Annotated in this window: 23 protein-coding genes; 12 read left to right on the top strand and 11 right to left on the bottom strand. The window is 65.6% G+C overall.

The annotated features are described in order from the left end of the window. The first annotated feature begins 193 nt into the window (after positions 1 to 193). The 8 genes from UC32_RS18420 to UC32_RS18385 all read left to right on the top strand — a co-directional run bounded on the left by UC32_RS18420 (position 194) and on the right by UC32_RS18385 (position 7,539). Positions 194 to 505, top strand: coding sequence for a hypothetical protein (locus tag UC32_RS18420; protein WP_012623504.1), 312 nt, complete (start codon positions 194 to 196; stop codon positions 503 to 505). A gap of 110 nt (positions 506 to 615) precedes the next feature. Next, on the top strand, positions 616 to 2,064 hold the full coding sequence (gene merA / locus UC32_RS18415; protein ID WP_012623505.1) for a mercury(II) reductase: 1,449 nt from the start codon (positions 616 to 618) through the stop codon (positions 2,062 to 2,064). A 40-nt stretch (positions 2,065 to 2,104) separates the two neighbouring features. Beyond that, positions 2,105 to 2,770 carry an organomercurial lyase MerB gene (gene merB / locus UC32_RS18410; RefSeq protein WP_012623506.1) on the top strand — a complete coding sequence of 222 codons (666 nt, stop codon included), beginning with the start codon at positions 2,105 to 2,107 and terminating at the stop codon, positions 2,768 to 2,770. Between the two features lie 83 nt (positions 2,771 to 2,853). After that, a complete protein-coding gene (locus UC32_RS18405; protein ID WP_235423703.1) occupies positions 2,854 to 3,477 on the top strand; it encodes a hypothetical protein in 624 nt (207 codons plus the stop codon). Between the two features lie 200 nt (positions 3,478 to 3,677). After that, positions 3,678 to 5,462: a cytochrome c oxidase assembly protein gene (locus UC32_RS18400; RefSeq protein WP_235423702.1), complete on the top strand. Its 1,785-nt coding sequence runs from the start codon at positions 3,678 to 3,680 to the stop codon at positions 5,460 to 5,462. A 47-nt stretch (positions 5,463 to 5,509) separates the two neighbouring features. Then, the gene (locus UC32_RS21020) at positions 5,510 to 5,815 is read left to right on the top strand and encodes a copper resistance protein CopC (RefSeq protein WP_235423701.1); all 306 of its coding nucleotides are present in this window, start codon (positions 5,510 to 5,512) and stop codon (positions 5,813 to 5,815) included. A gap of 382 nt (positions 5,816 to 6,197) precedes the next feature. After that, the gene (locus UC32_RS18390; RefSeq protein ID WP_012623529.1) at positions 6,198 to 6,932 is read left to right on the top strand and encodes a YcnI family copper-binding membrane protein; all 735 of its coding nucleotides are present in this window, start codon (positions 6,198 to 6,200) and stop codon (positions 6,930 to 6,932) included. Between the two features lie 37 nt (positions 6,933 to 6,969). Continuing rightward, the gene (locus UC32_RS18385) at positions 6,970 to 7,539 is read left to right on the top strand and encodes a copper resistance CopC family protein (protein WP_012623530.1); all 570 of its coding nucleotides are present in this window, start codon (positions 6,970 to 6,972) and stop codon (positions 7,537 to 7,539) included. A 398-nt stretch (positions 7,540 to 7,937) separates the two neighbouring features. Here the strand turns inward: UC32_RS18385 and UC32_RS18380 are convergent, their stop codons facing one another. The 10 genes from UC32_RS18380 to UC32_RS18335 form a co-directional block, all read right to left on the bottom strand. Beyond that, positions 7,938 to 9,425, bottom strand: a complete 1,488-nt coding sequence (locus tag UC32_RS18380; protein WP_082072212.1) for an FAD-dependent monooxygenase — start codon at positions 9,423 to 9,425, stop codon at positions 7,938 to 7,940. Between the two features lie 200 nt (positions 9,426 to 9,625). Then, positions 9,626 to 10,585 carry a 2-hydroxyacid dehydrogenase gene (locus tag UC32_RS18375; protein ID WP_045732617.1) on the bottom strand — a complete coding sequence of 320 codons (960 nt, stop codon included), beginning with the start codon at positions 10,583 to 10,585 and terminating at the stop codon, positions 9,626 to 9,628. Further along, positions 10,582 to 11,781: a pyridoxal phosphate-dependent aminotransferase gene (locus tag UC32_RS18370; RefSeq protein ID WP_045732616.1), complete on the bottom strand. Its 1,200-nt coding sequence runs from the start codon at positions 11,779 to 11,781 to the stop codon at positions 10,582 to 10,584. The genes UC32_RS18375 and UC32_RS18370 overlap by 4 nt, the downstream gene beginning before the upstream one ends. A 283-nt stretch (positions 11,782 to 12,064) precedes the next feature. Continuing rightward, positions 12,065 to 13,132, bottom strand: a complete 1,068-nt coding sequence (locus UC32_RS18365) for an LLM class flavin-dependent oxidoreductase (RefSeq protein WP_045732615.1) — start codon at positions 13,130 to 13,132, stop codon at positions 12,065 to 12,067. A gap of 56 nt (positions 13,133 to 13,188) precedes the next feature. Next, entirely contained in the window at positions 13,189 to 13,389 is a 201-nt protein-coding gene (locus UC32_RS18360; protein WP_012630825.1) for a tautomerase family protein, read from the bottom strand. A 12-nt stretch (positions 13,390 to 13,401) separates the two neighbouring features. Further along, positions 13,402 to 14,883 (bottom strand): aldehyde dehydrogenase, encoded by a 1,482-nt coding sequence (locus tag UC32_RS18355; protein ID WP_045732614.1) that lies wholly within the window; start codon positions 14,881 to 14,883, stop codon positions 13,402 to 13,404. Next, a complete protein-coding gene (locus tag UC32_RS18350; protein WP_152642662.1) occupies positions 14,880 to 15,620 on the bottom strand; it encodes an alpha/beta fold hydrolase in 741 nt (246 codons plus the stop codon). Before UC32_RS18350 ends, UC32_RS18355 begins: the two co-directional genes overlap by 4 nt. Then, positions 15,617 to 16,168, bottom strand: a complete 552-nt coding sequence (locus UC32_RS18345; RefSeq protein WP_045732613.1) for an amino acid synthesis family protein — start codon at positions 16,166 to 16,168, stop codon at positions 15,617 to 15,619. Before UC32_RS18345 ends, UC32_RS18350 begins: the two co-directional genes overlap by 4 nt. Further along, entirely contained in the window at positions 16,168 to 16,833 is a 666-nt protein-coding gene (locus UC32_RS18340; protein ID WP_200896414.1) for an amino acid synthesis family protein, read from the bottom strand. Before UC32_RS18340 ends, UC32_RS18345 begins: the two co-directional genes overlap by 1 nt. Before the next feature lie 54 nt (positions 16,834 to 16,887). Then, entirely contained in the window at positions 16,888 to 17,583 is a 696-nt protein-coding gene (locus tag UC32_RS18335; protein WP_045732612.1) for a GntR family transcriptional regulator, read from the bottom strand. A 117-nt stretch (positions 17,584 to 17,700) separates the two neighbouring features. Between UC32_RS18335 and UC32_RS18330 the strand changes: the two genes are divergently transcribed. The 3 genes from UC32_RS18330 to UC32_RS18320 all read left to right on the top strand — a co-directional run bounded on the left by UC32_RS18330 (position 17,701) and on the right by UC32_RS18320 (position 22,027). Next, positions 17,701 to 18,651: a flavin reductase gene (locus tag UC32_RS18330; protein ID WP_045732611.1), complete on the top strand. Its 951-nt coding sequence runs from the start codon at positions 17,701 to 17,703 to the stop codon at positions 18,649 to 18,651. 116 nt (positions 18,652 to 18,767) lie between these two features. After that, complete coding sequence (locus tag UC32_RS18325; RefSeq protein ID WP_045732610.1) at positions 18,768 to 20,447, top strand: BCCT family transporter; 1,680 nt, start codon at positions 18,768 to 18,770, stop codon at positions 20,445 to 20,447. Between the two features lie 74 nt (positions 20,448 to 20,521). Continuing rightward, a complete protein-coding gene (locus UC32_RS18320) occupies positions 20,522 to 22,027 on the top strand; it encodes an NAD-dependent succinate-semialdehyde dehydrogenase (protein WP_045732609.1) in 1,506 nt (501 codons plus the stop codon). A 244-nt stretch (positions 22,028 to 22,271) separates the two neighbouring features. Here the strand turns inward: UC32_RS18320 and UC32_RS18315 are convergent, their stop codons facing one another. Continuing rightward, positions 22,272 to 22,472, bottom strand: coding sequence for a hypothetical protein (locus tag UC32_RS18315; RefSeq protein WP_045732608.1), 201 nt, complete (start codon positions 22,470 to 22,472; stop codon positions 22,272 to 22,274). Between the two features lie 354 nt (positions 22,473 to 22,826). Here UC32_RS18315 and UC32_RS18310 point away from each other — a divergent pair, with 354 nt between their 5' ends. Beyond that, positions 22,827 to 24,107: a glycosyltransferase family 87 protein gene (locus UC32_RS18310; protein ID WP_235423705.1), complete on the top strand. Its 1,281-nt coding sequence runs from the start codon at positions 22,827 to 22,829 to the stop codon at positions 24,105 to 24,107. Positions 24,108 to 24,141 lie beyond the last annotated feature (34 nt).

Raw genomic sequence — 24,141 nt, 5'->3', positions numbered from 1 at the left:
CCTGCTGTAGATGTTTGGTCGCTGTGTTGAACCACTGCTTGACATTCCATTATAGGGGAAGGTTGAGAATGGGGATACGGCAAAGCCGGCCCATTATCGGGACCGGCACTGTAAGCCGGGTCGACGTCATTTCGGCCGGCGCTTTGCCTGTAACGGCACCCTTTCCAAACCTACTTTTGCCCGGGGATACAAGATGACTACCCACGCCTCACCCGCTTCCCTCGCCGCTCCGGCTGATGATCGCCAGGACTGGCAGACGCGTGTTCTTTCCGTGCCCGGCTTGGACGGCGCCGCACCCATTGGCGGGGGCTGCTGCGCTATCGCGGCCGATGACGCAGTCCGCGAGGAACTTGAGAGCTGGCCCGGAATCACGGTCGAAAATATCGATTCCGCGGCCGAAATCGTGACGGTCCGGTTGCAGCGCGGTGAGAGCGGGCGGCTCGCTGATGCCGTAGAGGCAGTACGTGACCTCGGTTTTCCGGGCGCCGGCGCCACTACCCTTTGACCAAGCGGTTGGGGCCTTATTGGTTCACCGCTCTCTTGACCTTGCCCTGTAGGTCAATGTGCAGACTGGGCATTGAACGGCATTGTCCTCTATGACTATAGGAAGATCTCATGACTGAAGCAGCAGCAGCGTTTGATTATGATCTGGCAGTGATCGGCTCAGGCGGCGGTGCGTTCGCCGCCGCGATCAGAGCCACCAACCTGGGCAAGCGGGTGCTGATGGTGGAGCGGTCCACCGTCGGCGGGACTTGCGTGAATACCGGTTGTGTTCCCTCCAAGGCGCTGTTGGCAGCGGCGGAGGCGCGGCATGTGGCACTGGATGCCTCCGGCCGGTTCCCCGGGATCAGCACTACATCCGAACCGGTCGATATGGCCGCGCTCATCGAGGGAAAACGTTCCCTGGTGGAGACGATGCGAGCCGACAAGTACGTGGACCTGGCCGCCGAGTACGGGTGGGAGTTGCGCCAGGGCAACGCCGCGTTCGCCGGCAGTCCGCAGGAACCGGTTTTGGAAGTCACTGGAGCGGATGGTGCCCGCAGTGAAGTGCGCGCCGAGCACTATCTGGTTGCGACCGGCTCGACCCCCTGGGCGCCTCCGATCGAGGGCCTTCAGGATGTCGAGTATCTGACCTCGACCACGGCCATGGAACTGGACGAGGTACCGGAATCACTGCTGGTGTTCGGCGGCGGATACGTGGCGCTGGAACAGGCCCAGCTTTTCGCCCGCCTCGGGTCCAAGGTCACCATGCTGGTCCGTTCCCGCCTGGCCTCGGCCGAGGAACCGGAAGCGTCCCGGGCCCTGATGAGCGTTTTCGCCGACGAGGGTATACGCGTCGTCCGCCGTGCCACGGTTTCCGCGGTGCACACCGACCCAGCCACCGGGGAAGTCGTCGCAACCGCGACGGTCTCCGGCGGGCAGGAACAATTCCGGGCCACCCGGCTCCTCGTGGCCATGGGCCGGCGCCCGGTCACCGAGGGTCTTAACCTGGACATCGTGGGCGTGAAGACCGGGGATCGCGGCGAAGTCCTAGTCCAGGACACGCTGGCGAGCACCAACCCCAGGATCTGGGCCGCCGGGGACGTGACAGGGCACCGGGAATTCGTCTATGTCGCAGCCTCGCACGGCACCCTGATGGTGGAGAACGCATTCAACCAGGTCGGCCGCGAGGTCGACTACCGGCACCTGCCCCGGGTCACCTTCACCAGCCCAGCCCTGGCCGCTGTCGGCATGACCGACAAGGAAGCCAACGAGGCGGGCATCCGCTGCGAATGCCGGGTCCTGCCGCTGGAATACGTGCCCCGTGCCCTCGTAAACCGTGACACCCGCGGGTTCATCAAGATCGTCGCCGACAACAGCACCGGCCGGATCGTGGGCATCACGGCCGTGGGTAAGGAAGCCGGTGACCTGGCCGCGGCCGGCGTGTACATCCTGGAGGCCGGGATGACCGTGGATCAGGTCGCGAACCTCTGGTCCCCGTACCTGACGATGGCCGAAGGTATCAAAATCGCCGCCCAGTCCTTCAAAACGGACGTCTCCAAACTCTCCTGCTGCGCCTCCTGACCCTTTTCCCGTCAACCTCAAAAACTCGAAGGAACAAATCATGACGAACGACATTAGCCACGTTACTGAACGCCTCGCCACCGGGGAGACCGGCATGCAGCCCTGGCTGTGGTTGCCGCTGATGAAGCTCCTCGCCCTGGGTGACCCGGTCGACATCGCGGACCTTGCCGCCGCGACCGGGCGGCCCGTCGAGGAAATCCGCGCGGCGCTTGAGGCCATGGCCGACACCGAATACGACGGTTCAGGCCGGATCGTCGGGCAGGGCCTGACTCAGCGTCCCACGCAGCACCGCTTCGAAGTCGGCGGCGAACAGCTCTACACCTGGTGCGCACTCGACACCCTGATTTTCCCGACCCTCCTCGGCGCCCCCGCCCGGATCGAGTCCGCCTACAAATCAACCGGAACACCGGTTCGGGTGCGCGTTGACAGCTCCGGTGTCACCAGCGTCGAACCGGCTACAGCCGTGGTCTCCCTGGTCAACCCGGAGGACATGAGCTCGGTCCGGTCCTCCTTCTGCAACCAGGTCCACTTCTTCGCCTCACCCGATGAGGCAGGACCATGGCTCGAAAACCACCCCGAAGGGACGGTCATCCCCGTCGAGGAGGCATACCGGCTCGCGTCCACCATGGCCGACCAAATGCTCGCCGGGACCACCAGCCAGAACAGGGAAAAACCGGGCAACGGAGCGCAAAGCTGCAGCTGCTGACGCCCCCCGCCCCCGGCGCCCTCCCACAGCGCCGGACCCGTCTGGTTCGAAAGGCCCACCCCTTCGGTATGAAACAGCGTTGGATGACCCTGACCGTCACAGCACTGGCTGCCTTGGCCCTTGCCGGGTGTTCCGGTACCGCGTCGTCCTCGGCGCCGGGGACGACCTCGGCCGTGGCGCCTGGCGTACCCGCGTCGGCCCCCCCTCCCACCGGGCCGTCCGCGACCAGCTGGGCGCTGGATCCTGCCGGGGCGGCCGGGAGGATCGAGGCCGCAGGGCTGCAGGTCCTCACGGCCGAGGGAACGGCGGAACATTTTCATGCCCACCTAGACGTCGTCGTGCACGGCAAACCCGTCACGGTTCCCGGGGGCATCGGGGTCACCCTCGGCCCGGACGGTAAACCCAACGGCATTTCCCCCCTGCACACCCACGACACCTCGGGAATCATCCACATCGAAGCCCCCACGGCCGGCCAGCGCTACACCCTGGGCCAGCTCCTGCAGGAATGGGGAATGCTCGGCGGCACCGGATGTATCGGCCCGGACTGCAGCTCCGAAGCGGACAAGTGGACGGTGTACGTCAACGGAAAGATCAAGACGTGGGACGTGACAGGTGTTGCCCTGGCCGCCCATGACCGGATCGCGCTGGTGTACGGGAAAGAGCCGGCTTTCATCGATCCGAACTACACATTCCCGGCCGGGCTCTGAACGGCGGGACCGCCTTCCGCCACACCTTGAGCGCACAGGAGAGGGTATGCCCCGGAATCGGGGACCCTGCTCCGGGTCCGGGAAGCTCGACCAGAACCTTGAAAGACCGATGACGACTGAAGGGTACCGGGGCGGCTCGAGAGCGCGTTCTGTCAGACCCCGGCATCATTGTCCGGTGGGGGCTAGCGCCCGTTCTGGTGTTGCATCACCTCGCCCTTGCAGCCGTCGTTGGATCGCTGATTTTCACCGCGGTCATCCTGCCCCGCAAACCGGAGCCGGATCAGGGCCCCGCCTTCGGCCGGGCCCTGACAGTGGCATTATGGGCCGCGGCCGTGTGGGTGCTGGCCGCCTTGGCCGTCCTTGTCCTGACGTATGCCGATGTGGCCGGTATTCCCCTCAGCGCCGGGGCGGACTTCGCAGACCAGCTCGGATTATTCGTGACCGGCGTCGGGGTCGGCCGGGCACGGCTGACGATCTTGTTCATCGCGGTCCTGGTGAGCATGCTGGTCGTTGCCGTGCGCTCTGCGGCCGGACTCCTGTCCGCTGCCGTGCTTGCGCTCTCCAGCATCGTTCCGGCGACTGCAGCAATCGGCCACGCTTCCGGTGGCGTCGACCACATCGGAGCCAGCAACGCCTTGGGCCTGCACGTCGGGGCCGGGACAGTCTGGGTCGGGGGAATCCTCGTGCTGGCATGCATCATTCCTGCCCTTGGCACGGCTGATGCCGACGGTTCCACAGCGCAGACGGTTCTCTCCCGTTTTTCAGCCCTGGCCGGACTGGCCTTCGCACTCGTGCTGATCACGGGAACGATCAGTGCCATTTACCGTCTCGGCGGTATCGGGGGGCTCCTCTCCCCATACGGCGGTCTCCTCCTTCTAAAGACGGCCGCTACGCTGCTCCTGGGAGCGATCGGCCTCCTACACCGGTGCTGGATAATCCCCAGATTGACCACTACGCACCGTCGGTCCCGTCTGCTGTGGCGGGTTCTGATCCTCGAACTGGTCATTATGGGGGCGGTTATGGGCCTTGCCGTCGCCTTGTCCCGTAGCCCTTCCCCCGTGCCCCTGGAACCGGACCCCAAGGCAACCCCGGCCCAGATCCTCACCGGCTATCTGCTGCCACCTGAATTAACCGCGTCAGCATGGCTTACCCAATGGCGCCCGGACTGGCTGTGGATTACCGCGGCGATCCTGGCGGCACTCTTTTACGGCTGGGCCTACAGCCGCGCCCGGTGTTCCCACGACCCGTGGCCCCGACACCGCTTGTTCAGCTGGTTTAGTGCGCTGATACTCCTGACCTTCATCACCTCCGGATTCCCCGCCGTTTACGGGCCGGTGCTTCTCAGCGTGCACGCCACTGCCACGATGGCTTTGGCCTATGCAGTGCCGTGGCTGCTTGTCGCTTCCCGGCCGCTGCGGCTCGCCCTTACGGTTCTGCCGGCGAGGGAAGATGGAAGCACCGGAGCGCGGGAAAGCGTCCTATGGCTTCAAAACACCGCCATCGCATCTGGGCCATTGTTCTCCGGGCTCGTGCTCGGATCAGTGACCATCCTGTTCTATCTGACGCCCGCACTCAGGTTGAGCCTGGCCGAGCATGTGGTCCATGAATTCGGCCTAATACTTTTCCTTGCGCTCGGGATCCTCCTCGCCAATGCCCTACAAGAGGGAGGAGAGGAACCTGAACACCTTCGACACCGCTTGGCTGGACTTACAGCCGGATTAGCAGGAATCGGAGCGATAGGTGTCCGATTCCTCAATCCCGATGTCATCGAACAAGAGTGGTTTTCAGGTCTCGGACGAGTTTGGGGGCCCGTCCCCGCCGCAGACCAACACAACGCAGGGATCATCCTGCTCTCCAGCTGCGTCCTGTCGGCCGTGCTCGTCATCAGATCCCGCCAGCGCAGGAGAAGGCCTCTGCAGAATTCCGGCAGGAAAACACGGTCTAGGGGCGCGCGATGGAAATCAATGTCCCGCGACCATGCCTAAGGACCCAATATTTCCCGTTCCCTCGTGCAGTCACCTTTACCGCCGCCATGTTCCCTCTGGCCGCCGGAGCCCACGTGCCAGCCGGCGGTTCCCTGCCCGAGCCGGCCATTTTCGCCGGACTCGTCGCCCTGGTGCTGGCACCGGTGATGATCCTGGCCAAAATAAGGATCACCGCCCCTGTGATGGTCGGGCTTCTCGCCGCCGGCGAACTGGTCCTGCACGAGGCCTTCAATGCCCTGTCGGTGTCAGCAGCGTTCACTCCCGGTCCCGGCGGGCATCTGCACGGCACCGGACCGGTGCCCCCTTTAGCGGGGGTTCAGATGCCGGAGCACGCCGCAGCCCGGGGGCGCTGATGCTAATCCTGCACGCCGCAGCGACTCTGGCCACCGCCCTGATCGTGGCCGGCGGCGAGGCAGCCGTGTGGGCGCTGGCCGCATGGCTGTGTCCCCTGATCCGGATCGGATCCTGACGGCGGTGGTCATTCCCGACTGGCCGCACCTTCCAGCCCCGCGCCTGACCGTCATTCCTTCCCGGTGGAGAAGCCTGCGGCTGCCCGCCCGGCGCGGGCCGCCGCGTGTTCAGCCCGCTTCTCTCTGAGCGGCACCTCACCCTACGCCGCTGATCCGCCGGCCCTGCCCACAAGCAAGGCCTCGCTGCCGGTCAGCCGTGTTTCCTCTCTCTTGCGCCGCCGCATCCGCGGCCCTTTGGCGCACCCACTTTTTGGAAGGCATGTTCATGAAAACCTCAATCCGTCGTACCCTCAAAACCCTCACCGCCGCCACCGCGACCGCCGGGATGATCGCCCTGGGTGCCACCGCCGCCTCTGCCCACATCACCGTGAACCCTGACGACACCGGAGCCAACGGCTACACGCACCTGACATTCAACGTCCCGAACGAATCCCCGACCGCGAAGACCAGCAAACTCGAAGTCAAGCTGCCCACCGACACTCCCTTCACCTCGGTCTCGGTCAAACCCGTCGAGGGCTGGAGCGCCCAGGTCATCACCAGCGACCTGCCCAAGCCGGTCACCGTGTCCGGGACCACCGTCACCAAGGCCCCGAGCTCCGTAGTCTGGAACGCCGACGCAACCCACCAGATCGGTCAGAACGAATACCAGGCGTTCTCGCTTTCCGTGGGCAAACTCCCCGCAGCCGGGACGACCGTGACCCTGAAGGCTGCCCAGACCTACACCGATGGGAGCGTCGTTAACTGGGACGAACAAAGTGCCGAGGGCCAGCCCGAGCCCAAGCACCCGGCCCCGTCCTTCACCACCACCGCCGAAGACGGAACCGCCCCCACCGCATCTCCGGCGGCAGCATCCCCGGCAGCCGCGACCCACACCTCGGAGACTTCCAGCGATGCGGCAGCCGTGTGGGGTATCGTCCTGGGCGCTGCCGGATTGATCCTCGGCGCAGCCGCGCTGGGACTGGTCCTGGCCAGCCGGCGAACTCGCACCGCAGCCAAGTAGCACCAGCCCCCCGCGCCCGCTCCTGAAAGAACCCGCAATGAAAACGACACACCGCTCCGCTTCGCGGGGCAGGCTCGCCCAATGCCTGCTGATCCTCGCCACCACAGCGTTCCTGATGATTCCCGCCGCGGCGGCGCAAGCCCACGATGTCCCCGAGACCACCGACCCCGCCAACGGCTCCGCAGTCCGCACCGTTCCCACGAAGATCGGCCTAACCTTCAACCACACACCGCTTGCCATCGGCTCCGTCGTCCGCGTCGAAGATGCCACCGGCACCGACCAGGCAGACGGTCCCGTGGCCATCGTCGACAACCACGTCACCCAGGCAGTGAAAACCAGCGCTCCGGAAGGTAAATACACAGTGGTCTGGCGCGTTGTTTCCTCCGACGGCCACCCCATCGAAGGAACCTTCACGTTCACCGCCAGCGCCACAAACACCGCGGGCACGGCGACACCATCAGCGTCCCCGGCCGCGGCGGCCACCGGAACGGGCCTCCCGACCGAACTAATCACAGCGGCAGGCGCAGTGCTAGTCCTGGTGATTGTGTTCGTCATGAGGGCAATCTTCGTCAAGCGCCGGCTCCGAAGCCCGGAGTCCGACCGCTAAGCACGGCCGGCAGATGTTGCTATTCGCTTCACCACACGGCTCGCTCCTCGGTCTCGTATCCCTTGGGAAATGAGACGTCTCGACGAGCGCATAATTGCCTGACCTCGGCATACCCAGACCTTCTGCGGAATCTTGGATTTCACGCTGACAAGCCCGATTCTCGTAACTATGTTGCATAACCATCTGGCAAAGATTGTGTACTCATTCTTAGTTATGAGACAGATGAACGGGCATCGCCTGGAGTTGCCCAAAAGCGAGCAAATCTTGTATTCCGTTGGTCAGCGTCTGGAAAAGCGACAGTCTTTAAAACTTCACTTTTTCACCGAGTCAGCCCCAGTGGAGGTTGGCCCCTGGACGGCCCTAACGTCTTGGAAAGGGTTCTCATCCGCTCGGTTCCCCTACCGAGAGGGCCCGAACCACCGAAACAGTGCCTCGGCAAGGCCCGACGCGGTTCCCTTCCCCACCCACGCCACGTAGCCGTCCGGGCGCACAAGCACGGCCGACGGCGGGGGGACAGTTCCGAGGACCGGCAGCTCCCACTCACCCCCGTAGGTGGCGTCCACCAGTTGAATTGCGGGCGGCAGGGGTATGGAGTCAAAGGTGCCGGCAGCGCCAAGATTCAGCAGGACCGGGCGTGCAGTGTGCAGCAGCGCGTACATCCGCCGCGGGCCGGCCGGTGTCTCCAGGTCCAGGTCCGGCATCCGGCGTCCCAGCAGCGGGTGGCCCTCGCCGAGGTGGTAGTGGACGTCCAGGCCTGACTGCATGCCGGCGAACCGGCGGCGCGGCTCCTCCATGCCCAGCAGCTCGGCCATGACCTCTCCGGCGGCGGCAATCCTCGGGTCCGGGCGGCGCAGCACCGACTGGGCCATGGTGTTGCGCAGCACCCGAGCCGCCACGGGATGACGCTCTGCCTGATACGTGTCCAACAGGCTTTCCGGCGACGTCCCCCGGAGCACCTGCGCCAGCTTCCAGCCCAGGTTCACGGCATCCTGCACGCCGATATTAAGGCCCTGGCCGCCGTCGGGCGCATGGATGTGCGCCGCGTCCCCGGCCAGCAGGACCCGCCCCTTGCGGTAGGTGGCGGCCTGCCGGGTGGCATCAGTGAAGCGGGAAATCCACGTAGGACTGTGGGCACCGTAGTCGGTTCCGCACACGGCGGTGAGGGCCGCGCTCAGGTCAGCCAGTCCCGGCTCCGCTGCGCCCACGTGCTCCTCGGTGACCATGACCGCCACCGGTCCGCTGTCCGCGTACACCACCTTGCCCTCCTGGATGGTGTACTCCCGCCGGCCGAAGGAGTGGATGCCGAACGGATTCTTATGGACGCCAAACTCCGGCTGCCCGGTCATCTCCACCTCGGCGATCAGCGCACTGGTGGTGGGATCCCAGCCGGGAAATTCGATGCCCGCAGCCTTCCGCACAAGGCTGCGGCCGCCGTCGCACCCTACAACGAAGTCCGCATGCAGCGTCCGGCCGTCCGCAAGGGAGACCTCGACGCCGGCGCCGTCCTGGACAACGCCCGTCACCTCAGTACCGCGGTGGAAGGCCACGGGCAGCTCCTCCGCCCAGCCGGCCAGGATGCGTTCAATGTGGTTCTGCCACAGCCCGAGCCCGTACGGGTGGCGGGTGGGAAATCCGGTGAGGTCGAAACGGGTGCCGGCGAACCCCGCCACCTGGGCCACCTGCCCTTCGGCAAGGAACCGGTCCGCGATGCCCCGCTGGTCCAGCACCTCGATGGTGCGGGCGTGGAGGCCACCTGCCCGCGCGCCGGCGAGCTCCTGGGTGGGACGCCGCTCAACCACTGCCACATCCACCCCGGCGAGTGCCAGCTCACCGGCCAGCATGAGCCCGGTGGGCCCGCTTCCCACAACGACTACCTGGTGCTTCACCCTCGGTGCTCCCCATCCTCCATGGGGCCGCGCTGGTGTGGCGGCCTCCGGCGAACGATTATCCGGCCCACCCGGGGCCTTGCCGCAAGCCCCACCCCAGGCGATACATTGGAAATACGAGGAGATACGCCCCCTGTCAGGGCACAAAAAGGGCCTGGGCGGGGTGCTGCAATCACCCCGCCCAGGCCCTGGTCATTTTTCTAGCGGATCGGCGTGGCTGGCCGTTCCCCGCTCAGCACGGCAAGGGCGTTGTCTGCAGCGAGCATGGCCATCGCGGTGCGTGTTTCCACCGTGGCGGAGCCGAGGTGCGGCAGCAGGACCACGTTGTCGAGCCCGAGCAAGCCGAAGTCGACCTGCGGCTCCTTCTCGTAGACGTCCAGCCCGGCTCCGGCGATGACGCCGTCCCGGAGCGCGGACGCGAGGGCTGCTTCGTCCACAATCGGCCCACGGGCGGTGTTGACCAGGAATGCCGAGTCCTTCATTGCCGCGAGCTGCTCGGCACCGATCAGGTGGTGCGTGGCAGGCCCGTACGGGCAGTGCAGGGAGACGACGTCGGAAATGGCCAGCAGCTCGTCGAGTTCAACCCTGCGGGCGCCAAGTTCTTCGGCGATGGCAGGGTCGATTTCGCTGCGTGACTGGTAGACGATCTCCATGCCGAAGGCCTTGGCGCGCCGTGCGGTGGCCTGGCCGATGCCGCCCATGCCCACAACGCCCAGGGTCTTGCCCTGCAGGCTGCTGCCCAGCAGGAAGAACATGCCCCACTTCCAGGCTTCACCGGAACGGATGAGCCGCTCGCCCTCGCCAAGCCGGCGGGTGGCCATGAGGATCAGGCTCAGCGCGATGTCAGCGGTGGCGTCGGTGAGCACGCCGGGCGTATTGGTGGCGATGACGCTACGTTCGGTGCAGGCCGGCACATCGATGTTGTCGTAACCGACGGCAACGTTCGCCACGACTTTGAGCTGCGGGCCGGCGGCGTCCAGCAGTTCGGCGTCGACGCGCTCGGTGAGCAGGCTGACGATGCCGTCCGCCCCCGCCACCCGGCGCAGAAGCTCCTCGCGGCTGATGGACTCCGGGCCCTGCCAGGCATCCACATCGTGCTCGGCGCGAAGCTTCTCGATGGCTGCTTCGGGGATACGCCCCGTAACGACGACCCGGCTCATGCCGACTCAATCCACTGGCTCAGGCGGCCGAGGCCTTCGCGGATGTTGGCAACGTCGATGCCTGAGTACGCGAGCCGGATGTACTGCCGCTCTTCGCCGGGCAGGCGCCGGCCGAAGTGTTCCCGGGTACAGAAGGAAACACCGGTCTTGTACAGGGCTTCGGTGGCGAAATCACCCACTGCCGTGAAGCCCATGCGCTTCATGGTTTCGGTAACGTCCGGGAACAGGTAGAACGTGGACTGCGGCACGGCGACGTGCATGCCCGGGATGGCGTTCACCAGTTCGCAGGCCGCATCCCTGCGTTCGCGCAGGATGTCCAGCATCTGTTGGACTGGCTCCTGGGGGCCGCGGAGCGCTTCGATGCCGGCCCACTGCACGTAATGCGTGGTGCAGGATTCGTCGTTGGTGTTGAGCGTGCTGAGGACCTTGGCGATTTCCAGGGGCGCGACGGCGCAACCAAGGCGCGACCCGGTCATGGCGAACTTCTTGCTGAAGGTGTAGAGGATGACTGTCCGTTCGGCCATGCCGGGCAGCGAGGCGATCGACTGCGAGACGCCTTCGTAGCGGGTCTCGAAGTAGGCCTCATCGGAGAGGACCCACAGATCGTGCTCCTGGGCGATCTGGGCGATGGCCTCGCGCTCCGCGGCGGTGGACTCGGCCGAGATGGGGTTCTGCAGATCGTTGTAGATGATGGCGACCGTGTTCGCCGTGATCGATGCGCGCACCTGGTCGAGGTCGATCGCGAAGCCGGACTCGGTGGGCACGTAACGGTAAGGAACAGCCGTCCCACCCAGGTACTCGATCTGGGATTCGTAGATCGGGAAGCCCGGGTTCGGGTAGAGCACTTCCTGGCCGGGGTTCATGACGGCCTGCAGGAACTTGGTGATCACCGGCTTGCCACCGGTCATCACCACCACGTTGTCAGGGGAGAACGTGATGCCGCGGCGGGAGCCGAGGTCCTCGGCAAGGGCCTCCCGCAGCTGCGGAATGCCGGGGCCGGGGCAGTAGCCCGTGTAGCCGTCGGCAATCGCCTTGTTCATGGCCTCGACGATGTGCGGGGCGGTGGGGATGTTGATGTCGCCCAGGTGGAAGGGATACACGAGGTTCCCCTGCGCCTTCCAGGACGCCGCGGCCTGCGCGACGCTGAAGGCAGTTTCCGTGCCCAGCCGTTCAAGACGGTGCGCGAGTTGCTGCATGCTGTTCTACTCCTCATCGAGATGACAATCATCCACTCCAGGCCCCGCCCAGGTTCGGGCGGGGCGGGATCCGGGCATGGCACATCCAAACCAGGCCGGTTCACCTGACGGCAGGAAACCAACATGATATAGCTATGCGTATTAACTAATATATTAGAGCTTGCCATGCTGCCCCACAAGAGGGAATTGGAGAAAGCACAACGAGAGCCGACCAGGGAAGTCCCCGATCGGCTCTCGAAACGACGCCTGCGGCCGGATCTGCCGCAGGTTCAGTTGTGGTGGATCAGCGCGCAACCGCGGCGGGCTGCTCCTGGAACGCCGGGACGACGTGTTCGATGAAGAGCTCGAGTGAACGCTTCTTTTCCTCGTGGGTCAGGCTGTTGTCCGACCAGACGCTGAATTCGGTGACACCCAGGGCCTCGTAGTGGCGAAGACGCTCGATGATCTCCTGCGGCGTGCCGATCATGGCCGTCTTGTGCAGGGATTCCGGCGTGAATTCCGGGCGCCCGGCGAACTTTTCCTCGGGGCTCGGCTCCAGGAAGCCGTTGGTGGGCGCAGTCTTGTTGCCGAACCAGGCATCGAAGGTCCGGTAGAACTTGTTGATGCCTTCGGCCGGGCGGCGCCAGCCTTCGGGCTCATCTTCGGAGTGGACGTGGGTGTGGCGCAGCACCATCAGGTCCGGGCGGGGAACACCGGGGTTGCTTTCGACGGCGGAGTCGAACTTGCGTGCCAAGTCCTCGACTTCCTCGTCGCCCTTCATCAGCGGAGTCACCATCACGTTGCAGCCGTTGGCAACGGCGAATTCGTGGGAGGAAATGTCCCGGGCCGCGATCCACATGGGCGGGGTGGGCTTCTGGACCGGCTTCGGGACGCTGGTGGACGTGGGGAATTGCCACACCTCGCCGTCGTGCGCATAGTCGCCTTCCCAGAGCGCGCGGACGGCGGGGACAAGCTCGCGGAGGTGCTTGCCGCCGTCGACCGCGGACATGCCGCCCATCAGGCGGTCAAATTCGAACTGGTACGCGCCGCGTGCCAGCCCTACCTCCGCGCGGCCGTTGCTGATGACGTCCAGGAGCGCGCACTCCCCCGCCACCCGGAGAGGGTTCCAGAACGGCGCGATGATGGTGCCGGCTCCGAGCCGGATCTTCGACGTCTTTGCCGCAAGGTAGGCGAGCTGCGGCATGGGGCTCGGCGAGATGGTGTATTCCATCGAGTGGTGCTCGCCGATCCAGACGGTGCTGAAGCCACCGGCCTCGGCGATGAGGGCGAGCTCCGTCAGGTTTTCGAAGCATTCCTGGTGCGAGACTGACTCGTCCCAGCGCTCCATGTGGACGAAGAGGGAAAAGCGCATGAGTAACTCCTTCGTTCTGCGGCGGTGTCCGCCGCACGCGTGGTTAGTGGCTGCAGCTACTGGGCTGCAGCGTTGCGTTCGGCAATGGTCTGGTTGCCGCGGGACCAGTGTTCGTGCTCGATTTCACGGATGATGACGGTGGTGTTCTCGGGTACGGCGCCCACGGCCTTCTCGGCTGCGTGGTGCAGTTCATCGATCAGCGAGCGGAGCTGTTCCGGGCTGCGGCCCCTGGCGATGGATACTTCGATGAGCGGCATGGCGGGTTCCTTTCAGCTGCGCAGGACGAACGGATCGGAGACGGGGCCTTCATCCGTGTTGATCCAGACGCTCTTGAGCCGGGTGTATTCGTGCATTGATTCCAGGCCGTGCTCGATGCCCACGCCGGAGTTTTTGAAGCCCTGGCGGGGGGACATCGGGGACATGGCGCGGTAGGTGTTGACCCACACCGTCCCCGCTTCCAGGCGGCGTGCCATCCGGTGGGCGCGTGCCAGGTTCTGTGTCCAGATGCCCGCGGCGAGCCCGTATTCGGTGTCATTGGCCAGGCCCACCACTTCGTCCTCAGAGTCGAACGGCATGATCGCCGCGACAGGGCCGAAGATTTCCTCGCGCACCACGCGCATGGAATTGTCGACGCCGGTGAGCACGGTGGGTGCGAAGAAGTAGCCGGGGAGCTCGATATCCGGGCGTTTGCCGCCGGTCCGCACCGTGGCACCTTCACTGACGCCGATGTCCACGTAGGAGCTCACTTTGTCCAGCTGGGCACCAAAGGCCAGCGGGCCGAGTTCGGTGGTGGCCAGGCGCGGATCGCCGATGATGATCGACGCCGCACGCTCGGCGACGCGCTCCACGAGTTCGTCGTAGACGCTGCGGTGGGCGAAGACGCGGCTGCCGGCGATGCAGGTCTGGCCGGCGGCGGCGAAGATCCCGGCGATGACGCCCATCGCGGCGTTGGACACGTCCGCGTCCTCGAACACGATGTTGGGGCTCTTGCCGCCGAGCTCCAGGGTGGAGCCGATGAAGCGCGACGCCGTCTCCGCGGCAATGCGGGCACCGGTCTGGGTGGAACCGGTGAAGGAGATCTTGGCGAGGTCGCGGTGGCTGACCAGCGCGGCGCCGGCTTCCTGGCCGAACCCCGTGACCACGTTCACCACTCCGTCCGGGAACCCTGCCTCGGAGGCGAGTTCGGCCACGCGGAGGATGGTCCGGGACGTGTACTCGCTGGGCTTGATCACCACGGTGTTGCCGGCCGCGAGCGCCGGAGCAAGCTTGGACGTGGTCAGCGTCAGCGGCGAGTTCCATGGGGTGATGGCGCCGACCACGCCGAGCGGTTCGCGCTGGGTGTAGTTCAGCATGGTGATGGAGTTGGTGGGGATCTGGCTTCCCTGGACCTTGTCCGCGAGCCCGGCGTAGTAGTACAGGTACTCGGGCAGGGAGGCGAGCTGTCCACGCATCTCGCGCAGCAGCTTGCCGTTGTCCAGGGTTTCCAGCTCGGCGAGCTCGTCCGCGTGTTCGCCAATGAGGTCCCCGAGTCGGCGGAGCAGGTGTCCGCGCTTGGTGGCCGTGAGGTCGCGCCAGAGCGGGGACCCGAAGGCCTCCTTGGCCGCTGCCACGGCGCGGCGGACGTCCTCTTCGGTTCCCCGGGCTGCCTCGTACAGCGTTTCGAGGGTTGCAGGGTTGGTGCTGGGGAAGTATTCACCGGCGGCGGGAGCTGACCAGGTACCCCCGATGAAGTGGTCGAGTCGGAGTGTCATGCCCGTTCTCCTTCGGATTCTTGGATGAAGTCGTTGACTGCCCCGGCCAGGACGTCAGCGTCCTGAACCGGCAGCATGTGCCGTGCGCCGGGTACCACGAGGCTCCTGGCGCCGGGGATTGCTGCGGCGAGGCGGTGCGTCATGTCCGGTGTGGATCCGGGGTCCAGTTCACCGGTGACGGCGAGGGTAGGAATGGTGATCTTGCCGAGCTCCGGTCCGATGACCGCGTCCCCGGTGGCGAAGACGCGGTAGGCGTGGACGAAGGAGCCGACGTCGTTCCCCGCCAGGGTGCGTCGCGTCGCTTCCACGACGCTTTCGGGAACGGATGTCCCGGTGTACCAGCGGTCGATGCTGGCCTCAACGGTTGCCGGGAAGTCCGATTCCGCCGCGGCGAGCCTGGTGAGGACCGCTGCGGATTCCTCTTCCGTGCGCCGGCACACCGAGTTCACGCAGGTCAGGGTCGCGACCCGGTCGGGGTGGAACCTGGCGATGTACTGCGCAATCAGGGCTCCGAGCGAGAACCCCACGAGGTGGCTTCTTTCGGGAAGCCGGTCCAGCACATCCCCGGCCAGTTCCGCCAGCGAGGTGGGTGCCGTGAGCGCCGGCTGCCGCCCGTGACCGGGCAGGTCAAGGGCCACGGAGTCACGCTTGAGGGCGTCCCGGACCGGCTCCCACATGCCGGCGTCGAGGCCCACGCCATGCAGGAGGGCAACGGGCGTCCCGGGCACGTGGCTCACTGCTCCGTGGACAGCGGTGCCAGGCGCTCCTGCGGCCGGCCCTGGGCGGAAGCGGCGAGCGCGATGAGGATTTCGCCGGGATGGGGCGCGTCGGCAACCCTGACCTCCACGCTCTGGTGGTGCGAACGGATGGTGGCGTCAGTGATGTGCTTCATCGGGATGTCGAAGACGGTGCCGGCGGGGGCACGCTTCTCGACGGCGGGCAGCAGCGTGGTGGCGGACGCGGCCTTGCGGTAGTGATCGCCGAACTTGAGGGTGTGGATCAGTGCCGAGCCGTGTTCCACCTCGCCTTCGATACCGACGATGGCCGCCTTCCCATAGGCCTCCACGGGCGCGCCGAGGGCTTCGATGACCTTGGGGGTGAGGAGGGCGCCGAGGTCCGAGGCGGTGGCATCGATGCCGGCGGTGAGGTCCTCGACGAATCCATGCCCGGCCCACGGGTTTTCCACGACGGCGACGGCGATGGCCACCCGGGCGCCGGGAGTCACGGGACGGCCGCCCTCGGTGAGGATTTCTTCGGACAGGGTGACGATCTTACGGATGTTCATTACAGGATTCCCTCCAGGATTTCGGCGGTAACGGGGCGGTCGGTGGTGCGGTCACCGATGCGGGGATGCGGACGCGAGCCGGTGGAAGCCGCGGCCACCACGACTATTTCGTTGGGGTGGGGCGCATCGCTCAGGCTCAGCGTCAGGGTTTGGTAGTGGCTGCGGGTGGAAGCGGCTTCCTTGTGCCACATGGGCACGGCGATGGTGTTACCGGGCTCGGCACGGTCGTCCGAGAAAGACAGGATTGAGGTGCCTTCGAGGAATTCGCGGACCAGGTTGCCGAAGAACGGGGTGTGGATCAGCGCTGCGGCGTGTTCCACCTCGCCTTTGAGGCCTACGACGGCGGACTTGCCGAAGGCCTCGATCTCGCCGGCGCCTCCCAGGGCTTCCGTGAGCCGGTCCGTGAGGATTTTGGCGAGCACGGGAGCGAGGCGTTCAGTTTCGGGCGCAAGATCGGTGGAGACGGCGGATCCGGCCCACGGGTTGCGGACGACGGCGGCGGCAGCCGCCCTGGTCACGCTGGTGGCCAGGGCGCCGGAGCCGTCCCGCAGGATCTCCTCGGTGAGCACGGTGACCTTGCGGACCCCGAGTTCCCTGGCGAGTTCTTCAAGTGTTGATGCAGGGCTGGTTCCCTCAGCGACGGGGGACAAAGCGGTTTCAGGCACAGTTCAACCCTTCTTTGGGGAGCTAATGGCGGTCATGGGGTTCCTCTCGGGTCACTAAGCATCTGTTGGCGCGCCGGCGTCCGTGCCGCGGGCGGCGGCGAGGCTGGACGCATTGACGTGGCCGCGCATGGCGAGTTCGGCGCCCACGGGATCCTTTTCCAGGAGTGCGTCGATCACCGACTGGTGCTCACGGATGGAGGCACGCATGCGGGCGGGACGCTCAACGGTCTTGAGCACGATCCGGTGGTAGGCAAGCTGGTTCATGAGGCGCCCGTAGTGCTCCACGAGCTTGGAGTTGTCTGAGCCCCGGACAATGGTCCAGTGGAACTCGTGGACAAGCTCCGCGTACTTAACGCTGTCCGCGTTCCGTTCCGCCCGCTCGGACTCCTCGATGTTGCGCTTGAGGATGTCCATCTCCGGAACCGGGCCGCGCCGGGCGAGGAGACTGGCGGCCAGGCCCTCGAGGCTCTCCTTCAGCTGGAAGAGCTCGACGATTTCGCGCCGCGTGGGGATCCGGACGAAGGTTCCCACCTTGGGCCGGATCTCCACCAGGCCCTCGTTTTCCAGCTGCTTCAGGGCTTCGCGTACCGGCGTGCGGCTCACGTCGAACTCCTCGGCCAGGAACAGTTCAGGCAGCGGAGCACCGGGCGGGTACTCACCGCTGAGGACCAACTTCCGCAGCTTGTCCAGAAGGCTGACCTGGCTGACGGACGTCTGTGCGGCTTTCCGCAACTGGATGACTTCTTGCATGCATCAACCCTACGTTGCATACAAGAAGCCCGTCAAGGGTTCGATCTATTTCCCTGTTTCTAGGCAAATTTTGAGTTCCCTATTGACGCAGATCACACTCCGTCCTACCGTTGTGGCATGCAACAGACAATCAACGACTCTGTATCGGCCGCCTGGACAGCAGCGTGGGACGAGGGCGACGTCACCGCATTCGACGCCATCGTCACCCCTGACTACCAGCGCGAAAGCACCGGCACCGGGAAGGTGTCCGGACTGAAGGAACTGCAGCAGGAAATCCTCGATGTCCGGTCCGCCTTCCCGGACCTGACCACCCGCATCGAGAAGGTCATCGCCAACGGCGACGACATGGCCATCTTCTGGAAGTCCACCGGAACCTTTACCCAACCGCTCCGCGGCGTCCCGCCCACAGGACGCGTCGTGGAGACCCGAGGGTCGAACGCCCTCACCCTCCGTGACGGGCGTATCGCCCACGAACAGGTGACCTGGGACGCCGTCGAACTCCTGGCCCACGTGGGCATCCCGTCCCTCAGCTCCGCCTTCGAGGACGAGACCCCGGAGGTCGTCGTCGACAATCTGTCCGGCAACCTGCCGCTGGACATCATGAAGGGGTTCAACCGGCAGTTCATCACCGGCGTCACCGTGGTGACCACCGTTGACGAAGAAGGCAACCCCCGGGGACTGGCAGCCAATTCCTATGCCTCAATTTCCCTGGACCCGCCCCTGGTCCTGGTCTGCGTCCAGAAGACGTCCTCCACCTACCCCGCCCTGTTCCAGTCATCCCACTTCGGGATCAACATCCTCAGCAACAACCAGCTGGGAACCGTCCAGACCTTCGCCTCCAAAACTCCGGACAAGTTCGCCGACCTGGAATGGCATACCGGCCCCAACGGCGTGCCGCTCATCGACGGGTCCGCCGCGTCACTCGAAGCGGAGATCAAGGAACGCTTCCAGGCCAAAACCCACACCATCTTCGTCGGCCGGGTCCGGCACGCCGAGGTGGCCGATGTGGATCCCATGATCTACAAGGCCGGCCACTTCTTTGACGGTGCGCAGCTCGAGGAACTCTGACCCTCAGGTGCCATCAGCGTCCCGGTCCGCCCCACAGCCGGCGGACCGGGCACCCGGGAGCCCCGTCCGGGAACCATCAACTTCAACCCCATGCAGCGTTGCATCTGGAGTACCCCATGACCCACACACACAATGCCGAGGACCTGATGGACACTTCAAGCTCAGGCACGGGCGCAAGCCCTACCATCCTTAACTCCCCCAACGGCGGGGGCCCGCACATCGAAAGCGCGCTGGCCAAGGCAGACCGGCTCCGGGGAAGGCCCGGGTCCGTTTTCTGGACCTCGGTGGGGCTCATCGGAGCCTTCACGGCCTGGGCCTCCTTCTCCCCCAGCAGCCTCAGTACGGTCATGACCGCGGCAATGGACTGGGTGGCGCAGAGCGTCGGCTGGAGCTACCTGGTGGTGACCCTCGGCTGCATCGGCCTGCTCATTTACATCGCCATCAGCCGGTTCGGCCGCATCCGCCTCGGCGCCCAGGACAGCAAGCCGGAATTCAGCACCTGGGCCTGGCTGGCGATGATCCTTTCGGCGGTCATGGGCATCGGACTCATCAGCTACGGCGTCGCGGAACCAATCTCGCACTTCGCTTCCCCGCCGCACGGCCTGGCCCAGGCCGGAACCATGGAAGCAGCAGTCCGCGCCATGCAGTTCTCCTACTTCGACTGGGGCCCGCACGCCTGGGCCGTCTTCGGGGTCTTCGGCCTGGCCATCGCGTACTCCACCCACTGCCGCAACAACCCCGGGCTGGTGTCGCCGATGCTGCGCCCGATTTTCGGCAAGATGGTGGACGGCTGGTTCGGCAAGATGATCGACGTCTTTGCCATCATCGCCACCCTGTTCGGGACCACCACGTCACTGGGTCTCGGTGCTTCGCAGATCGGCGAGGGCGTCAACCGCGTCTTCGGCATTCCCTCCAGCCTGTTCGGGCAGATCCTCATCATCGCCGTCATCACCGTCATCTTCACCCTCTCAGCCCTCTCCGGCGTCCACCGCGGCGTCAAGTACCTGAGCCAGGGAACCATGGTGCTGTCCGTCGGCCTGGGGCTCTATGTGCTGTTCACCGGCCCCACCAACTTCATCTCCAACCTCTTCTTCCGCTCACTCGGTGAATACCTGAGCAGCTTCTTCGCCGTCAGCCTGCTCACCCCGGGCACGCCGGAGGATGTCCAGTGGATGCAGTGGTGGACCTACTTCATGATGGCCTGGTGGCTGAGCTGGGGCGCCTTCGTGGGCGTGTTCCTGGCCAAGATCTCCAAGGGCCGCACCATTCGCGAGTTCGTGGCCGGCGTCATGATCGTGCCCAGCGTCGTCTTCTTCGTCTGGTTCACCATCTTCGGCGGCACGGCCATCAAGTTCGACATGGAAAACGGCGGCCAGATCGGCGCAGCTGCCCTCGACGACGTCAACTCGGCCTTCTTCGCCACACTCGCTGAACTTCCGCTGTCCGGCCTGACGTCCATCGTGGCCATCATCCTGGTGGTGATGTACTTCGTCTCCGGCGCCGATGCGAACACCTTCGTGCTGAGCATGATGTCCTCCCGCGGGACACTCGAACCCACCAAGCCGGTGCTGACCACGTGGGGACTGCTGACCGGCCTGTGTGCCGTGGTGCTGCTGATCGTGGGCGGCCTGGGCGCCCTCCAACAGGCGGCCATGCTCTCGGCCCTGCCGTTCACGGTGATCGTCGCCCTCCTTGGCGTCGGCCTGGTCAAGGAACTCCGGAACGACCCCCGGTTCGACCGGACCCGCTCGGTCACCCAAAGCGACCTCAACAAAATCCTCACGCCCCAGCCATAACCCCCCCGGTGGTTGAGCCTGTCGAAGCTGTCGACAGGCTCAACCACCTGTCCACGACCTTTTCAAGGAGCACCATGACTACTACCGCCCTGTCCCCTGCCGTCTCGCCGGAGCGTGAGGCGTCCCTGCTTGCCTCGGTGCCCACCGGCCTGTTGATCAACGGTGAGTGGCGGGACGCATCCGACGGCGGCACTTTCGACGTGCACGATCCCGCCACAGGCGAGGTCCTCGCCACGCTCGCGTCCGCCACCAGCGCAGATGCGGCCGCCGCTTTGGATGCGGCCGACGCCGCCCAGGCCGGCTGGGCGCGCACCGCGCCGAGGGTGCGGTCCGAGATCCTGCGCCGTGCCTTTGACCTGGTCACCGAACGCGCCGAGGACTTCGCCCTCCTGATGACCCTGGAAATGGGCAAGCCCCTGGCCGAAGCCCGCGGCGAAGTGACCTACGGCGCCGAATTCCTCCGCTGGTTCTCCGAAGAAACCGTCCGCGACTACGGCCGCTACCTCACCACCCCCGAGGGCAAGAACAAGATCCTCGTCCAGCACAAACCCGTGGGCCCCTGCCTGCTCATCACGCCGTGGAACTTCCCGCTCGCCATGGCCACCCGCAAAGTAGCCCCCGCCGTCGCCGCCGGCTGCACCATGGTGTTGAAGCCTGCGAAGCTGACCCCGCTCACCGCCCAGTACTTCGCCCAGACCATGCTCGACGCCGGCCTGCCCGCCGGAGTCCTCAACGTCGTCGCCTCCTCCTCCGCCTCAGGCATCTCCGGGCCCCTCCTGTCCGACCCCCGCCTGCGGAAGGTCTCCTTCACCGGCTCCACCCCCGTGGGCAAGCGGCTCATAGCCGACGCCGCGCAGAACGTGCTTCGCACCTCGATGGAGCTCGGCGGGAACGCCCCCTTCATCGTGTTCGACGACGCCGACCTGGATGCCGCCGTCGAAGGGGCGATGGCCGCGAAGATGCGGAACATGGGCGAAGCCTGCACCGCCGCCAACCGGTTCCTCGTCCACGAATCCGTCGCCCAGGAATTCACCCGCAAATTCGCAGCCGCCATGGCAGCCCTCACCACCGGACGCGGCACCCACCCCGACACCAAGGTCGGGCCTTTGATTGACGGCGGCGCCCGCGATGACGTCCACGCCCTGGTCAGTGCCGCCGTCGACGCCGGGGCCGTGGCCGTGACCGGCGGCGCCCCCGTGGACGGACCCGGGTACTTCTACCAGCCAACCGTCCTTGCCAACGTCCCCAACAACGCCGCGATCCTTGGCGAGGAAATCTTCGGGCCCGTCGCCCCCGTCACCACCTTCAGCAGCGAAGAAGACGCCATCCGGCTGGCCAACGCCTCTGAGTACGGGCTCGCCTCCTACCTCTACAGCCGCGACTTCAACCGGCTCCTCCGCGTGGCAGAGCAGATCGAATTCGGCATGGTCGGCTTCAACGCCGGCGTCATCTCCAACGCTGCAGCCCCCTTCGGCGGCGTCAAACAGTCCGGACTCGGCCGTGAAGGCGGTTCCGAAGGCATCGCCGAATACACCACCACCCAATACATCGGCATCGCAGACCCCTACGCCAGCCAGTAAACGCCCTCTGCGGTTGAGCCCGTCGGGACCAGGCTTCGACAAGCTCACGCACCGACCCAGCAGCACCGCGTCACGCACAGCACCCTTTCACCCCACCCCACCCGAACAATCCCCGGCAATCCGGCCACCCGCCGTCGGGCATTACCCAGAAGCGTGCCCGGCGTGACGGGGCCCCATACAAAAACAAGCCCCGGACCGAGAGGACCGGGGCTTGTTCGTGTGATTCAGGAATGAGGGAAAGCCCCTACCAGGCCTGGAGTTCCTGCGTGATGCCGAAGGGGACGGCGTCGCTGAGTGCCACGGTGAACTTGTTCACTCCGTGGCGGGTTACCAGGATGCCGTGCCGGCTGTCCATTGCATGCTTCCTGGCCACGGAGACGGCGGCGTCCAGTTGGTTGTCCATGCTCTGGCGGTCGGAGACGGTGAAGGTCAGGGGAAAGTTCATTGGTTGTGCCTTAGGGATGGTGCGGATAGGAGTGGAACAGCTGCGCTCCCCAAGGCTGCAGTGCCTGGGCACTATGGTGCATGACACATCCGCCGCCAGCAACTTTAGAAAAATACCGCAGGTCAGGCCAGGGATAACGCTTTCCAAGGTTATTACAATTACGGCGGACAATGGCCGTGAATTAGAGTTGAAGCCGGGCGGATACTGTTCCAGGCCCTTCAATGTTCTTGAACGACGCCGCTGTGCGCCTGCCCTGCGGCAGCGTCCAGCCATCCGCTCAACAACTTACGTGCGCCACGACCTGACAAGGATCCCGCCATTTCCACGGACGCTTTCTTCGGCAATCTCACCCGGATCCGCAACGTCATCCTCCCTTCCAAGGCCCGAGCGGTGCTGAACACACCTCGCGGATTGCTGGGCGGATTCATCGTGGTGCACCTGGTTTTCCTTATTTTCGCCGCCTTTCTGTCGCTGCGGGGTGAGGCCTTCAGCGATACGTTCATCTACCGCGACTGGGCCATGGCCGGGTTCAACGATGCCAATCTGTCCGGTGGCCCCAGCCCTTGGGTCTACCCGATCCTCGCGCTCATCCCCATGGCCATCGCCGGGGCCGCCGGGCCGGGGCCGTTCTTCTTCCTCTGGGTCCTCATGACCACCCTCCTCAACGGCTGGGCCCTGCTCAAACTGACCGAACGCGGCCGCAACACAGATGCCATCCCCGCGGGCTGGTGGTGGCTGGCCTTCACCTTCCTGATGGGCTGGCTCGGCTTCGCCCGGGTGGACGGCCTCACGGCTCCGCTGGTCCTGGTGGCCCTGGCCTATGGCGTGGGCCGGCCGTTCATCGCCTCCGTCCTGCTGGCCATCGGCACCTGGGTGAAAGTATGGCCGGCGGCCGTCATGCTGGCCCTCTTCGCCGTGGTCAAGAACCGGGTGGTGGTGGTCCTGGCCGGCCTGGCGACGTCAGCGGCAGTCGTCGCGCTGGCGGCCGCCCTGGGCAGCGTTTCCAAGCTGCTGAACTTCCTCACCCAGCAGGGCGACCGCGGCATGCAGCTCGAAGCCACCTTCACCACCCCGTGGCTCTGGCTGTCCGTCCTGAATGTGGACGGCTCCCGCATGTACATGAACACGGACATCAACTCCATGCAGGTGGACGGTCCCGGAACGGCCACCATGTCCGTGCTGATGCAGCCGCTGCTGATCCTGGCAGCCCTCGTGGTGGCGGGCATGACCTTCTGGGCGCTCCACAACGGCAAGCAGCACAAGGTGGCCGGCGGCGTGGACCGGACCGAGCTGCTCCTGGCCGGCGCCCTCGCCCTCGCCGCAGCATTCGTGGTTTTCAACAAGGTGGGCTCCCCGCAGTTCATGGTGTGGCTGGGCCCCGCCGTCGCCGTAGGCCTGGCGCACAGCTGGCGTGAATGGCGCGTCCCCGCGGTAATGCTGATTGCCATCGCGGTGGCCACCTACTTCATCTACCCGCTTTTTTACGACGCCCTCAGCCACAACAACCCGTGGATGGCGCTGGTGCTGACCATCCGCAACGTCCTGCTGGTGGTCCTGTTCCTGTGGAGCGTCCGCCGGGTGTACCTGCTGGGCAGGAAAACCCCGGCATCCGCTCCTGCGCTGAAGGAGTCCTGACATTTCCACGACGTTCTTTGACCGCCTGGTCAGT

Source organism: Pseudarthrobacter chlorophenolicus (assembly GCF_000962805.1).
In the GTDB taxonomy this organism is placed as follows: domain Bacteria; phylum Actinomycetota; class Actinomycetes; order Actinomycetales; family Micrococcaceae; genus Arthrobacter; species Arthrobacter chlorophenolicus_A.
The sequence above is the reverse complement of the archived record's forward strand: the minus strand, read 5'-3'. Positions and strand labels throughout refer to the sequence as shown.

Excerpts from the sequence above, each read along its gene's own strand:
- UC32_RS18325 (WP_045732610.1), top strand. The coding sequence starts at position 18,768 with ATGACCCACACACACAATGCCGAGGACCTGATGGACACTTCAAGCTCA.
- UC32_RS18420 (WP_012623504.1), top strand. The coding sequence starts at position 194 with ATGACTACCCACGCCTCACCCGCTTCCCTCGCCGCTCCGGCTGATGAT.
- UC32_RS18360 (WP_012630825.1), bottom strand. The coding sequence starts at position 13,389 with ATGCCGCTCATCGAAGTATCCATCGCCAGGGGCCGCAGCCCGGAACAG.
- UC32_RS18375 (WP_045732617.1), bottom strand. The coding sequence starts at position 10,585 with ATGAGCCGGGTCGTCGTTACGGGGCGTATCCCCGAAGCAGCCATCGAG.
- UC32_RS18320 (WP_045732609.1), top strand. The coding sequence starts at position 20,522 with ATGACTACTACCGCCCTGTCCCCTGCCGTCTCGCCGGAGCGTGAGGCG.
- UC32_RS21020 (WP_235423701.1), top strand. The coding sequence starts at position 5,510 with ATGTTCCCTCTGGCCGCCGGAGCCCACGTGCCAGCCGGCGGTTCCCTG.
- UC32_RS18345 (WP_045732613.1), bottom strand. The coding sequence starts at position 16,168 with ATGAACATCCGTAAGATCGTCACCCTGTCCGAAGAAATCCTCACCGAG.
- UC32_RS18385 (WP_012623530.1), top strand. The coding sequence starts at position 6,970 with ATGAAAACGACACACCGCTCCGCTTCGCGGGGCAGGCTCGCCCAATGC.
- UC32_RS18390 (WP_012623529.1), top strand. The coding sequence starts at position 6,198 with ATGAAAACCTCAATCCGTCGTACCCTCAAAACCCTCACCGCCGCCACC.
- UC32_RS18335 (WP_045732612.1), bottom strand. The coding sequence starts at position 17,583 with ATGCAAGAAGTCATCCAGTTGCGGAAAGCCGCACAGACGTCCGTCAGC.
- UC32_RS18330 (WP_045732611.1), top strand. The coding sequence starts at position 17,701 with ATGCAACAGACAATCAACGACTCTGTATCGGCCGCCTGGACAGCAGCG.
- UC32_RS18405 (WP_235423703.1), top strand. The coding sequence starts at position 2,854 with ATGACCCTGACCGTCACAGCACTGGCTGCCTTGGCCCTTGCCGGGTGT.
- UC32_RS18370 (WP_045732616.1), bottom strand. The coding sequence starts at position 11,781 with ATGCAGCAACTCGCGCACCGTCTTGAACGGCTGGGCACGGAAACTGCC.
- merA (WP_012623505.1), top strand. The coding sequence starts at position 616 with ATGACTGAAGCAGCAGCAGCGTTTGATTATGATCTGGCAGTGATCGGC.
- merB (WP_012623506.1), top strand. The coding sequence starts at position 2,105 with ATGACGAACGACATTAGCCACGTTACTGAACGCCTCGCCACCGGGGAG.
- UC32_RS18355 (WP_045732614.1), bottom strand. The coding sequence starts at position 14,883 with ATGACACTCCGACTCGACCACTTCATCGGGGGTACCTGGTCAGCTCCC.
- UC32_RS18315 (WP_045732608.1), bottom strand. The coding sequence starts at position 22,472 with ATGAACTTTCCCCTGACCTTCACCGTCTCCGACCGCCAGAGCATGGAC.
- UC32_RS18365 (WP_045732615.1), bottom strand. The coding sequence starts at position 13,132 with ATGCGCTTTTCCCTCTTCGTCCACATGGAGCGCTGGGACGAGTCAGTC.